Origin of the sequence: Rhodococcus sp. USK10, from assembly GCF_019378875.1 — a bacterium.
In the GTDB taxonomy this organism is placed as follows: Bacteria; Actinomycetota; Actinomycetes; order Mycobacteriales; family Mycobacteriaceae; genus Rhodococcus_F; species Rhodococcus_F pseudokoreensis.
In genome coordinates this window covers 141,524-155,365 of the sequence record NZ_CP076048.1, presented here as the reverse complement: position 1 = coordinate 155,365, position 13,842 = coordinate 141,524, and the positions used below count along the sequence as shown (strand labels likewise).

Sequence of the window (13,842 nt, the reverse complement as noted above, 5' to 3'; positions counted from 1 at the left end):
GTCACTATGAGTTTCTTGGGTGGCCGGTGGGTTCCTCCCACCGCCGGAGTGGGAAGAGGACGTACAAGGTGGTCGAAGCTGTGCCGGGTGGTGACGTGTCCGCCGTGGATCGTATTCCGGACGGTGCATTCCCACTCTCCACCGCTCAGCGGGGGATGTGGTTCGCCCAGCAGCTCGATCCCGACGTGCCCGTCAACATCGCGCAGTGCGTCGAACTGGTGGGTGCCCTCGACGTCACGCTGCTGTCGGAGTCGCTGATCGCCGCAGGCCGCGAACTGGGCTCCGCCTTCCTCCGCCTCGTCGAGGTCGACGGAGTTCCCTATCAGCTGGTCGATCCGACCCTGGACGCGTCGGTCAGATTCGTCGACCTGCGGCACGAGCCCGATCCGAGGGCGGCGGCCAAGGAGTGGATGCGGCAGGAGTACACCACTCCGCTCGACGTGTACCGCGATCGGCTCGTCACCTCGGCGGTCCTGTGCACCGCGCCGGATCGGCATTACTGGTACAGCCGTGTCCACCACGTCGCGCTCGACGGCATGGGATCGATGACGCTCATCGACCGGACCACACAGCTGTACACGGCAGCCGTCGAGGGGCGCGCCGTGGCGCCGTCCCAGGCTGCCGCACTCACCGACGTCGCCCGCGTCGACGACGACTACCGGACGTCGTCGCGCTACGCCGCAGACCGGGAGTACTGGTCCGAGCGGGTATCGACGATCGGAGAACCGCACAGCCTCGTCGACCGGACGTCCCCCGCGCGGGCACGCAGCCGCACGACGGGCGGCCAGATCCCCGGCCCCCTCGTCGGCCACCTCGACGCCGCGACGGACCGCCACGACTCGTCGGCCGCGTTCGAAGTCATCGCCGCTTTCGCCGCCTACCTCGCCCGGATGACCGGACGCGAGGAGGTCGCCGTCAGTCTGCCCGTCACTGCGCGCACCACCGCGCTGCTCCGCCGCTCCGGCGGCATGGTGTCCAACGTCGTCCCGCTTCGCCTGCATGTGCGCCCCGACATGACGAACACCGATCTGGTGGCAGCGGTCCGGCTGGAAGTCACCGCGGCACTCCGGCACCAGCGCTACCCGCACGTCGACATCCGGCGCGACGCGGCCGCCGAGCATCAGGGCTTCTACGGACCCCTGATCAACGTCATGCTGTTCCACGACGAGATCACCCTCGGCAGCATCGTCGGCCGGCTCGAACTGCTGTCCACCGGTCCGGTCACGGACCTCGCGGTCAACATCTATCACGGCGTCGCGGGCACCAGCCTCAACCTCGACCTCGAGGCCAACCCCGACCTGTACTCCGAAGATGTCCTCGACGCCCACCACGCCCGCTTCACCCGATTCCTCGGCGCCTTCCTCACCTCCGACACCGGCACGCCACGCCCGATCGGCGACCTCCAGATCCTCGACGAGGACGAGCGCCGCAGCCTGGTGCCGGCCGCCGGACGCGCCGGATTCGCACCGGTCACGCTGCCGGACCTGCTCGTCGGCGCCGTGCGCAGCAACCCGGACGGTGACGCCCTCGTAGCGCCCGGGTCCGGAACATCCGACGACGCCCTGAGTTACCGCGCCCTGGACGAGGCGTCGAACCGGCTGGCGCGTCTCCTGATCGACCTCCAGGTCGGCCCGGAGGTTGTGGTGGCGTTGGCGTTGCCGCGGTCGCGGGAGTCGGTGTCGAGTGTGTGGGCGGTGGCGAAGACAGGAGCGGCGTTCGTTCCGGTCGATCCGAGCTATCCGGCTGACCGCATCGCGTTCATGCTGGAGGATTGTGGTGCGCCGATCGGTATCACGACGGCGGCGTTGCGGGAGAACCTGCCGGATTCGACATTGTGGTTGGTTCTCGACGACGACGAATTCGTGTCGGCCGTAGCCGCCTATCCGGCGGATGCGGTGACCGATGCCGATCGGACGCGGGCGTTGTCGGTCGATCATCCGGCGTATGTGATCTACACGTCGGGGTCGACGGGCCGGCCGAAGGGTGTGGCGGTCACGCACCGGGGTGTGGTGAATCTGGCGGCGGACGAGCGGGACCGTCTGGTGGTGTCGGCGGATTCGCGGGTGCTGCATTTCGCGTCGCCGAGTTTCGATGCCTCGGTGTTCGAGTTGGTGATGGCGGTGTGTGCGGGGGCGACCCTGGTGGTAGCGCCGACCACGATCTACGGTGGCACCGAGTTGGCGGAGTTCCTTGCCGAGCAGTGGGTGACACACGCGTTCTGCACGCCGGCGGCGTTGGCGTCGCTCGATCACCGCGGTCTGCACCATCTGAAAACGGTGGTGGTGGCGGGGGATGTGTGCCCGCCGGAGTTGGTGGCGCGGTGGGCGCCGGGCCGGATCATGGTCAATGCGTACGGTCCGAGTGAGACCACGATCATGTCGTCCGCTACCGGACCGATGGCGCCCGGGCAGTTGGTGACTATCGGGTCACCGACCGTGGGTGTCGATCTCGCCGTCCTCGACCATCGGTTGCGTCCGGTCCCGGCCGGGGTGCGCGGTGATCTCTACGTCCTCGGCCCGAGTCTGGCTCGCGGCTATGTGCATCGGGCCGGATTGACGGCGGAGCGTTTCGTGGCGAGCCCGTTCGGCACCGGCGCGCGGATGTACCGCACGGGTGACGTCGTCCGCTGGGTGACCGCCCCGGACGGGCCTCCGGTCCTGGAGTTCTTGGGCCGCAGTGATTTTCAGGTCAAGATCCGCGGGTTCCGGATCGAATTGGGTGAGATCGACGCCGCGTTGGCTGCGCATCCGATGGTGGAGTTCGCCCACACGGTCGGCTATGACGACGGGAGCGGGAGCAGTCGACTGGTCTCTTACGTGCTGCCGGCGCCGGCAACCGACGTCGAAACCCGGGTGTTGGCGGACTTCGTCGGGGAGCGCCTTCCTGGGTACATGGTGCCGTCGTCGATCATGGTGCTGGATTCGCTGCCGCTGACCCCGGCCGGCAAACTCGATCGCAATGCCTTGCCCGCACCGGTATTCGCCGCACATTCGGGCGATGTCGTGCGCCCGAGCACGGTCACTGAGGAGATCCTCGCCGGAATCTTCCGCGACGTCCTCGGCCTGCCCGAACTGAGCGTCGACACCAGCTTCTTCGACCTCGGCGGCAACTCGTTGATGGCCACCCAGGTCGTGTCCCGGGTGAATGCCGCCCTCGGCGTGCGGATCGGGGTCCGGGACCTCTTCCAGTCGCCGTCGGTGTCGCAACTGGCGGTCGCGGCGGCGAACACCGGCCCGCGGGCCGACTCGCGTCCGGTGCTGGAGCCGCGGGAACGACCCGACCACGTGCCCCTCTCCGTTGCGCAGCAACGCATGTGGTTCCTCAACCAGTTCGACACGGCGTCGCCCGCGTACAACCTGCCGATCGCGCTGCGTCTCACCGGCGCACTCGACCGGGACGCCCTGCGATCGGCACTCGGCGATGTCCAGGAACGGCACGAGGCGCTGCGCACCGTCTTCCCCGACACCGCGGACGGTCCCCACCAGTTGGTCGCGCCCGTTCTGAGCGTGCTGGCCGAGACGGATCCGATCGACGTCGACCCGGAGTCGCTCACCGCTGCGGTGACGGCCCTCGGCGGTGCCGGATTCGACCTCACCACCGACACGCCGCTACGCGCCGGGCTGTTCCGGGAGGCGCCCGACCGGCACGTTCTCGTCCTCGTGGTTCATCACATCGCCGCCGACGGCTGGTCCATGACGCCGCTGGCTTCCGACGTGATGCTCGCGTACGCGGCACGTGCGGCCGGTCACGCGCCCGCCTGGGCGCCCCTCCCGGTGCAGTACGCCGACTACAGCCTCTGGCAGCGTGAACTCCTCGGGTCGGAGGACGACCCGAACAGCCTGTCCGCCAGGCAGATCGACCATTGGCGGTCGGTGCTCGCCGGAGCGCCCCAGGTGATCGAACTGCCCACCGACCGGACCCGGCCCGCCGAGATGTCGCACCGAGGTGGCCGCGTCGAGTTCACGATCCCCGCGGACGTCCACCGGGGTCTTGCGGATCTGGCGCAGAGCACCGGCACCACGCTGTTCATGGTCACCCACGCAGCCCTCGTGGTGCTGTTCCACCGCCTCGGCGCCGGACCGGACATCGTCATCGGGACCCCGGTCGCCGGACGCGGCGAGGAAGCGCTCGACCACCTCGTCGGCATGTTCGTCAACACCCTGGTGCTTCGCGCGACCGCCGAGCCGGGCGACACGTTCGAGGAGGTTCTCGACCGCGTCCGCGACGCCGACCTCGCCGCATTCCAGCACGGCGACGTCCCCTTCGAGCGCCTCGTGGAGGTGCTCAGCCCCACCCGGTCGTCCGCGCACCATCCGCTCTTCCAGGTCATGCTCTCGTTTCAGAACACCGCGCCGACCGCCGTAGAACTGCCCGGCCTCGAGGTCGCGGCGACAGAAATCGACGTCCACGTTGCGAAATTCGACCTCCAGTTGACCGTCACCGAACGGTTCGTCGAAGCGGGCACGCCGGATGGTCTCGCGGCCGGTTTCGATTACGCCACCGATCTGTTCGACGAGTCGACCGTCGCGTCGATGGCGGAGCGATTCGTGAACCTGTTGCGCTCGGTCGCGACATCCTCCGCGACGGCGGTCGGTGATCTGCCCCTGCTCCACGCCGCCGAACGCGACCGTCTTCTCGGCACGTGGAACGACACCGGGCACCACGTGCCTGCGATGTGTCTGCCCGAACTGTTCGACGCGCAGGTGGCTCGCACCCCGGATGCGGTGGCGGTGGTGTTCGGCGACGTCACGCTGTCGTATTCCCAACTCGATTGCCGCGCGAACAGTCTGGCGCGCTATCTGATCGACCGCGGGGTGGGACCCGAAACCCGTGTCGGGCTGGCAATGCGGCGCTCACCGGATCTGGTGGTCGGCATGTACGCGATCGTCAAGGCCGGCGGTGCCTACGTGCCGGTCGATCCCGACCACCCGACGGACCGGATCGGGTATGTGCTCGACTCCGCACAGCCCGTCTGCGTCCTCACGACCTCGGCCGACCGCAGCGCACTTCCCGCGGGTTCGTCGTTCGTCGAGATCGATCGGATCGTGCTGGATTCCTGTTCCGGCGAACGCGTCACCGACTCCGACCGACTGGCACCGCTCCGCCCCGACAACCCCGCGTACGTCATCTACACCTCGGGCTCCACCGGCCGGCCCAAGGGGGTGTCGGTGCCGCACCGCGGGATCGTCAATCAGCTCCTGTGGATGCAGTCGGAGTACGCGCTCACCGAACGGGACGTGCTACTGCAGAAGACCGCAACCACTTTCGACGTATCGCTGTGGGGTTACTTCTGGCCGCTGCACACGGGCGCCACGATGGTGCTGGCCACCCCGGACGGTCACCGCGACCCCGAGTACCTCGCTCGGGTCATCGACGAGCAGGGTGTCACGGTCACGGACTTCGTGCCCTCGATGCTCGACGCCTTCGTCGCGTCCGTGCCCACCACCTCGTGCGCCACTCTGCGGCACGTCTTCGTGATCGGCGAGGCGCTGCCCCCGGAGACCGTCACGCGGTTCCGGGCGCTGTCCGATGCCGGACTGCACAACCTGTACGGGCCCACCGAGGCGGCAGTCTCGGTCACGTACTGGGACACCGCGACCACGGTCACCGGCACGGTGCCGATCGGCGTGCCCGAGTGGAACACCCAGGTCTACGTTCTCGATTCGCGTCTGCATCCGGTTCCCCCCGGCGTTGCCGGTGAGCTCTACCTGGCGGGCGAGCAGCTGGCCCGGGGATACCTCGGCCGCGTCGATCTCACCACGGACCGGTTCGTGGCCAATCCGTTTACCGCCGGCGAGCGTATGTATCGCACCGGCGACCTCGTGCGATGGACGGCGGCGGGTGCACTCGAATACATCGGGCGCACCGACTTCCAGGTCAAGTTCCGAGGGCAGCGCATCGAGCTCGGCGAGATCGAATTCGTGCTGCGGGCGCAACCGTCGGTCACCAGCGCCGCCGTGCTGGTCCATTCCGATCCCGGCACCGGCGATCATCTCGTCGCGTACGTGGTGCCCGAGCCGGGACACGACCTCGATACCACGCGACTTCGCGAGTGCATCGCCGCGTCCCTGCCTGCGTACATGATTCCGGCGGCCCTGATGGTCGTCGACGAATTCCCGCTCAATACCAGTGGAAAGCTCGATCGTCGGGCGCTGCCCGCACCCGAATTCGGTGGTTCCGCCACGGAGTACGTGGCCCCGCGCACGCCCGTCGAGGCCCACCTCGCGGTGATCTTCGCCGAAGTCCTCGGTCTCGACCGTATCGGCCTCCGGGACAACTTCTTCGACGTCGGCGGTAACTCGCTCGTCGCCACGCGGGTCACCTCGCGTATTCGGGCCGAGTTGGGTGCATCGCTCGCCCTGCGTGACCTGTTCGATGTCCCCACCGTCGGGGCGCTCGCGGAGCGTATCGAGGGAACAGTGCCGACGGCACCACGTGCCCCACTGGTCGCCGCCGTGCGTGCCGGACGGATTCCGCTGTCCCCGGCACAGCGTCGCATGTGGTTCCTCAACCAGTTCGATACCGCATCCGCGGCCTACAACATGCCGTTCGCTTTGCGGCTGTCCGGCTTTCTCGACGGCGACGGCCTGCGTTCGGCGATTCGCGACGTCCTCGAGCGTCACGAGTCCCTGCGCACCCTGTATCCGGACTCGAACGACGGCCCGCATCAGGTGATCGTCGGCGCCGACGAGGTGTTCCTCGATCTCGACGTGCAGCCGATCACCGAGGCCGAGCTGCCGGCGCGACTCGTGAAGCTCGCCACCGAGGGCTTCGACGTCACGGCGGCGGTGCCGCTGCGCACGGCATTGCTGCGACCGTCCGTCGATGAGGACGAGTACGTGCTGGCCGTGGTGGTGCACCACATCTCCGCCGACGGATCGTCGATGGCCCCGCTCGCCCGTGACATCCTGCTCGCCTACACGGCGCGTACGACCGGCCGGGCACCGTCGTGGGTGCCGTTGGACGTGCAGTACGCGGACTACAGCTATTGGCAGGCGGAGTTTCTCGGCGACGAGACCGACGGTCGGTCGCAGGCCGCCGAGCAGATCGAATTCTGGTCCGCAGCGCTCGACGGCATCCCCGACCTGCTGGAGTTGCCTGCCGATCGGCCCCGACCGGCCGTGCCGACGAATTCTGGTGCGACGGTTCCGTTCTCGGTCGACGCTGCCACGGTGACAGCCGTCGCCGACCTCGCGACCCGCTCCGCTGCCACGCCGTTCATGGTGTGGCACGCCGCGCTGTCGGTGCTGCTCTCACGGCTGTCGAACGCGGTGGACGTCACCGTGGGCACTCCCGTCGCCGGCCGCGGCGAACCCTCTCTGCAGGACCTCGTCGGCATGTTCGTCAACACCCTCACCCTGCGCGCGCGAGTATCCGGTGACCTGTCATTCGCGGACCTGCTCGCGCAGGTCCGCGAGTTCGACCTCGCCGCGTTCGTGCATGCCGATCTGCCGTTCGAGCGTCTCGTGGAGGTACTCGAACCCGCCCGGTCCACAGCCCGTCACCCGCTTTTCCAGGTGGGTCTGTCATACGAGAACTTCGAACCGGGAGTGCTGGAACTACCGGGTCTGACGGTGAGCGCCGTCGAGATGAATCCGGAGATCGCGAAATTCGATCTGAACGTGACGCTCACGGAGATCCGAGACGAGCGCGGCACCGTGTCCGGTCTCACCGGTGCGTTCACGTATGCGGTCGATCTGTTCGACCACGACACGGTGGAGTCGTTCGTCGACCGTTTCGCGCGGATCGTGGCGACGGCGCTGGCCGATCCGGGCACGGCGGTGGGGGACCTGCCGGTGCTGGATCAGCGGGAACTGGTTCGCGTACTGCGCGAATGGAACGCCACGGACGTGGAGGTGAGCGAGCGGCCCTACCTCGCCCGCTACGACGAGCAGGCGGCCCGGACGCCTGACGCGGTGGCGGTGGTGTACCGCGACGTGTCTGTGACGTACCGGGAATTCAACGCGCGGGTCAACCGGTTGGCCCGCAAACTCATCGCGGAAGGCGCCGGAACCGACACTACCGTCGCGGTCGCGGCCCGCCGGTCGATCGAGTTTCTGATCGCCCTGCACGCCGTGTTGCGCAGTGGTGCGGCGTACGTGCCCCTCGACGTCGACCTTCCGGCGGAGCGAGTGGCCCACGTCATCGAGGCAGCCCACCCCGTGCTCGTTCTGACCGCGGTCCGCGGCGAGTTCGAGTCGGACTCCGGAGTCCGGGTTCTCCCGATGGACGGTCTCGAACTCGACCGGTTCGACGATGCCCCGGTGACGGACCGCGACCGGCTGCGGCCCCTTCTGGCCGACAACCTCGCCTACGTCATCTTCACCTCGGGTTCGACCGGCCGGCCCAAGGGAGTGGCCGTCTCGCACGCCGGTCTCGGAAGCCACTTCGAGTTCCTGGTGTCCCTCGGTGCGCTGGACGCGACCGATCGGGTTGCCGTCAAGACACCACAGTCGTTCGATGCATCACTCTGGGAATTGTTGTGGCCCCTGGCTGTGGGCGCACGGGTGGTGATCGCGGAACCGGACGGACACAAGGATCCCGACTACCTCGCAGAACTGATCGAGACCGAGCAGATCACGGCGATACATTTCGTCCCGTCGATGCTCGCCGTCTTCACCGACGTGATCGCGCCGTCCCGGTTTTCGTCGCTGCGTACCGTGTTCGTCGGCGGCGAGGCACTGTCCGTCACTGTGGCGCGGCGGTTCGCGGCCGTCTCCGACGCTGCCGTCCTCAACGCGTACGGTCCCGCGGAGGTCGCGCCCACTTCCACCACCTCCTGGGTGGAAACCTCGAACTCGGGCATCGTCACCGTGGGCACACCGGTGTGGAACACCCGCGCCTACGTGTTGGACCAGCGGCTCCACCCCACTCCTGCCGGAGTGACCGGTGAGTTGTACCTGGCCGGCACACAGGTGTCTCGCGGATACGCGGGACGTCCCGACCTCACCGCCGAACGATTCGTGGCAAACCCCTTCGACGCGCCGGGCACCCGGATGTACCGGACCGGTGACCGTCTTCGCTGGACCGGCCGGGGCGAATTGGAATACCTCGGCCGCAACGATTTCCAGGTGAAGCTGCGCGGACTGCGGATCGAACTCGGTGAGATCGAGGTGGTACTCGAGTCGGCGGACTCGGTTGCCCAGGCGGTCGTGACCGTGTATTCCGGAGCGGCGAGCGAACAACTGGTGGCCTATCTCGTCGCACGCACGGGCACGACGGTCGACATCGAGGCACTGACGGCGTACGCCGAGAGTCGGCTGCCCGAATACATGGTTCCGGACGGGTTCGTCACGCTCGACGCCCTCCCGATCAACGCGAGCGGCAAACTGGATCGAGCGGCATTGCCTGCCCCGGCCGTCGCTGACGTCGCGGTCGATCGAGTGGAGCCACGTACTCCGATAGAGGAAACACTCGCGGCCCTGTTCCGGGAGGCACTCGGCGTCGACGACCTGGGGGTGAACGACTCGTTCTTCGCTCTCGGCGGCGACAGCATCGTGTCGATCCAGCTGGTGTCGCGAGCGAAGGCCGCGGGGATCGTATTCACCCCACGGGACGTGTTCGAGCGCAAGAGCATTGCCGCGCTCGCCGAAGTGGCTACCGCCGCTTCGGCGGATCGACTCGCGCTCGCCGAACTGGCGGGTGGCGGCGTAGGAAACGTCGAGTTGACCCCGGTTGTCCGATCACTGCTCGACCGTTCGGGTTCGGTGGGCCGGTATTCACAGTCCGTGCTCCTCACGCTGCCGGCCGGGATCGAGCGATCGGACATCGTGGCGACGGTGCAGGCGGTGCTCGACAGGCACGACGCGCTGCGGTCCCGGCTGGTTCGCGACGGTGCGGACGTGCGTCACTCGGTGTTGCCCGCCGGTGCCGTCGACGCCGATCGACTGGTCACGACGGTGCCGGTGAGTCCCGACGTCGGTGACGCAGCCTTCGATGCGCTGATCGACCGCGAACTCTCCGCCGCGGCCGACCGGTTCGACTTCGAGACCCCGGTGCTCACGCAGTTCGTCTGGTTGGATCGTGGTGCGACCAGGCCCGGGCGGCTCCTGGTGGTTGCTCATCACCTGGTCGTCGACGGTGTGTCCTGGCGGATCATCGTGCCGGACCTCGTCGCGGCGGGAGGTGCCGTCGCAGCCGGTCACCCTCCGAATCTGCCGGAGGTCGGTACGTCGTTGCGGCGGTGGTCGCACGGGTTGTCGGAGGCTGCCCGTCAGCCGTCCACCCTCGCGCAGTTCGACTACTGGCGACGTGTCGTCGATGCTCCGGACCCGCTCCTCGGTGACCGGGCGCTGGATCCGGTGCGGGACCGGACCTCGACCACGCAGGAGCTGCAGTTCGAGCTGTCCACCGAGATCACGGGCGCGCTGCTGGCCCGCGTTCCGGAGGCATTCGGGTGCTCCATCGGTGATTCCCTGCTTGCCGGCTTCGCGGTGGCCCTCACCGAGTGGCGCCGTGCGCGCGGAGTGTCCTCCGCTTCTGCGTACGTCACCCTCGAGGGTCACGGCCGCGAGGAGTCGGTCGTGCCGGGCGCCGATCTGTCTCGTACCGTGGGCTGGTTCACCAGCGTTTATCCGGTGCGGCTCGCCCTGGAGGGGGTGGACACACAGGAGGCACTCGTCGGCGGCGCGTCGGCCGGCGCCGCGATCAAGGCGGTGAAGGAGCAACTCCTGGCGGTCCCCGATCGGGGCGTCGGGTACGGACTGCTGCGATATCTCAATCCGGCGACGGCCACCGTTCTCGCGGGCTTCGACCCGCCCCAGGTCGTCTTCAACTACCTCGGAAAGACCGGGATGGGCGATCTGTCCCCGGAGATGCGTGAGATCGGCTGGGTGCCGGATCTCGCGTCGTCGCGCGTCTTCTCGGGTGAAACCGATCAGGACATGAGCGCTTCCGCAGCGATCGAGATCAATGTCGGAGTGACCGATACCGATGCCGGACCGCGACTCGGAGCTTCGGTGCGGTTCGCCGGTGAACTGCTCGCAGCCGACGACGTTCGCGAACTCGTCGATCTGTGGCAGCAGGCGCTCGTCTCACAGATCGAGCATGTCGTCGCCGGATCCGGTGGGGGACTGACCCCGTCGGACATCGCCACGGTGGCGCTCACCCAGTCCCAGATCGAGGTCTGGGAACGGACCTACCCGGCCCTCGAGGATGTGTGGGCGCTGTCGCCGCTGCAGGCCGGTTTCCACTTCCATTCGCTGTTGGCCGCCGAGCACAGTGTCGACGTCTACCATTCCCAGCTGCGGATGACGCTGCTCGGCGACGTGTCGGCGGATCGGATGCGGGCCGCTGCCGCTGCGCTCCTGGACCGGTATTCGAACCTGCGGGTGGTGTTCGTGCAGGACTGCGACGTCACGGTGCAGATCCCCCTACGCGGGGTGGAGGTCCCCCTGACGGTAGTCGACCTCTCGGGCCGTGAGAGCGATTCCGGGGAAAGGGAACTCGAGGCACTGGTCGCAGAGAACCGGACCGCGCCGTTCGACTTGGCCGAGGCGCCGCTGCTGCGTTTGCTGCTCGTGCGCACGGGCGCCGAGCGGTACGAGTTGGCGATGACCAACCACCACATCCTCCTCGACGGATGGTCCATCCCGCTGATCGTCCAGGACCTGCTGGTGCTCTATGCGACCGCGGGCGATCAGTCCGCGCTGCCTGCGGTGCGGCCGTACCGCGAATACCTCGACTGGCTGGCGCGCCGAGACCCCTCCGCCTCACGGGCCGCGTGGGCGCACGCGTTGGAAGGTTTCGACGAGCCGACTCTGCTCGCGCCTGCCCGCACCGGCGGCGGCGCGACGGCGGACCCGGAGGAAGTTCCGGTCCACTTTTCCGCGGCGGACACCGCCGAGCTGCTGGCCTTCGCCCGACAGCACGGCGTCACGCCGAACACGGTGATCCAGACTGCGTGGGCTCTGCTGCTCAGGCGACTCACCGGTCGGGACGACGTCGTATTCGGCGCCACCGTCTCGGGGCGCCCCCCGCACATCCCCGGGATCGAGTCGATGGTCGGGCTCTTCATCAACACCGTCCCCGTCCGGGTACGAATCGACGCCGACGAGTCGGTGGCCGCGTTGCTGGTGCGGGTGCAGGGGCAGCAGGCCGATTTGCTCGATCACCACTATCTCGGCCTGACGGAAATCCAGGCCGAGGCGGGGGCCGGGGCGCTGTTCGACACGCTCACCGTCTTCGAGTCGTACCCCATGGATCAGGCGGCGCTGCAGGCGCAGACCGACATCGCAGGTATGCGCGTGGACTCGGTCCGGGTGCACAGTGTCACCCACTACCCATTGAGCCTGATGGCCCAGGTCGACGACACCCTGCGGCTCGGGGTGGCCTACCTGCCGGACACCTTCGAGCGCGACGAAGCGAAGTTGATTGCGGAGCGGCTCGATTCGGTGATCCGTGCGTTGATCGCAGAGCCCTCCGCCGCGGTAGCCCAGGTCACCGGATTCATCCCGGGCGAGTATGCGCGGATGTTGCACGACTGGAACGCCACCGACCACCCCGTGCCGGAGTCGACGCTGCTGACGTTGTTCGAGGCGCAGGCGGCCCGCACACCCGATGCCGTCGCTGTCGAGTTCGACGGGGACGTGCTGACGTACGCAGCCCTCGATGCGCGCGCGAACCAGCTGGCCCGGCATCTGATCGCTCAGGGTGTGGCCCCCGAAACCCGCGTGGCCGTGGTGATGCGGCGGTCGCTGGAACTGGTCGTCGGAATCTATGCCGTACTCAAGGCCGGTGGTGCATACGTGCCGGTCGATCCCGATCACCCCGCGGAGCGAACGAGTTACGTGCTCGCGTCGGCGCAGCCGGTGTGCGTGCTGACCACCTCGGCCGACCGGCCGGACCTGCCGAACCGGATCCCCGTGTCGGCCCTCGACACTCTCGACCTCTCGGGTGTCGCTGCGGTGCCGCTGACCGACGCCGAGCGCATCGAACCGTTGCGCCCTGCACACCCCGCGTACGTCATCTACACCTCCGGCTCCACCGGCAAACCCAAGGGTGTCGCGGTACCGCATGCGGCCATCGTGAATCAACTGCACTGGATGCAGTCGGAGTACACACTCACCGATCGGGATGTGTGGTTGCAGAAGACCGCAACCACGTTCGACGTGTCGGTGTGGGGCTACTTCTGGCCCCTGCAGGTGGGTGCCACCATGGTGCTGGCCACCCCGGACGGGCATCGAGAGCCTGCCTATCTGACTCGGGTCATCGACGAGCACGCGGTGACGGTCACCGATTTCGTTCCGTCCATGCTCGACGTGTTCGTCGCGGCCGCCGCGGAGGGGTCGTGCCGTTCGCTGCGGCACGTGTTCGTCATCGGCGAAGCGCTGCCGCCCGCGACTGTCCTGCGTTTCCGGGAACTCTCCGCGGCCCGACTGCACAACCTGTACGGGCCCACCGAGGCCGCAGTGTCGGTGACGTACTGGGAGACCGGTGACGCCGACACCACGAACGTGCCGATCGGTGTGCCGGAATGGAACACACAGGCCTACGTGCTCGATTCCCGGCTGCACCCGGTTCCCGTCGGCGTTCCGGGAGAGCTCTACCTGGGCGGTGCCCAGCTCGCACGCGGATACCTCGGCCGCGTCGATCTCACGTCCGATCGATTCGTCGCGAACCCGTTCGGACGCACGGGTGAGCGCATGTACCGCACCGGAGACCTCGTGCGATGGACGTCGGCGGGAGCGCTCGTCTACATCGGACGTACCGACTTCCAGGTGAAGTTCCGTGGTCAGCGCATCGAACTCGGCGAGATCGAGACAGTGCTCCGGTCGCACCCGGCAGTCACCGGCGCCGTCGTATCGGTGTACTCGGACACCACCGTCGGCGATCATCTGGTCG

The 13,842-nt window shown here is 68.0% G+C and carries 1 protein-coding gene (running past one end of the window); it reads left to right on the top strand.

What is annotated here, in order from left to right:
- Positions 1-68: 68 nt before the first annotated feature.
- Positions 69-13,842 carry the 5' portion of a non-ribosomal peptide synthase/polyketide synthase gene (locus I1A62_RS07470; RefSeq protein ID WP_219458383.1) on the top strand. 17,273 nt of this gene lie beyond the right edge of the window, so the window shows 13,774 of its 31,047 coding nt (coding positions 1-13,774); it begins with the start codon at positions 69-71; the stop codon falls past the right edge of the window.